At 45.9% G+C, this 788-nt stretch carries 1 protein-coding gene and 1 pseudogene; both read right to left on the bottom strand.

Annotated elements, in window-relative coordinates:
• Window positions 1-428 (bottom strand): annotated as a pseudogene (locus A3738_RS06670) (flagellar assembly protein FliH); the annotation flags it as partial.
• Between the two features lie 8 nt (window positions 429-436).
• Window positions 437-788: FliG C-terminal domain-containing protein (locus tag A3738_RS06675; RefSeq protein ID WP_304440072.1), on the bottom strand; the 352-nt coding region annotated here is incomplete at its 5' end.

The raw sequence follows: 788 nt of genomic DNA on the forward strand, positions 1-788 counted from the left end.
ATTTCTGTATGAATGACAGCACGCACAACGGCTAATATGGTATTGAGCAAGGCGTCTTCTAGTTGATCGCGTTGACTTTCTATAGGATCAAGCAAGGCCTTTAATTGATCTGAAAGAGCTTGTTTGTGCGATTGCAACTCACTGTCAGCTTGTTGACGCCCCTGCTCTAAGCCTTCTTGCTTACTTTGTTCGATACCAACGGTACGCCCTTCTTCGACGCCGGCGTTGTAACCATCGGCTTTTCCTTGCTTAAGCCCCTCTGCATAGGCTTCCGCGCGGATCGCCTCCAAATCGTCTGCTGTCAACGGTTTTACTTTTGCACTATCGGTATAGTCTTCACCTGAATTGAGATTAGGTAGCTCCCAGCGCTCGTAAGCACTTAAGCTTTCGACAGGACGATCGTCCTTAGGTGGATTTTGTTCACTCATACCAATACTTAGATCATTTCCTCACCGCTTCCACCCAAGGCTATTTCGCCAGAGTCTGCCAAACGACGAGCAATAGTAAGGATATCTTTTTGAGATGCTTCAACTTCCGATACTTTAACAGGTCCTTTCGCTTCAAGATCATCGCGAAGAAGCTCTGCAGCACGTTTCGACATGTTGTTGAATATTTTCTCTTGTAGGTCAGCGTCTGCACCCTTGAGTGCGACAATTAATACTTCGCTAGAAACTTCTCTGAGTAGTGTTTGGATGCCACGATCATCAACATCTTTCAGGTTGTCGAAGACGAACATGAGCTCTTCGATTTCGTTACCAAGGTCTGAATCGATCTCTTTGATGTTGTCC

This window comes from Oleiphilus sp. HI0066, assembly GCF_001635725.1.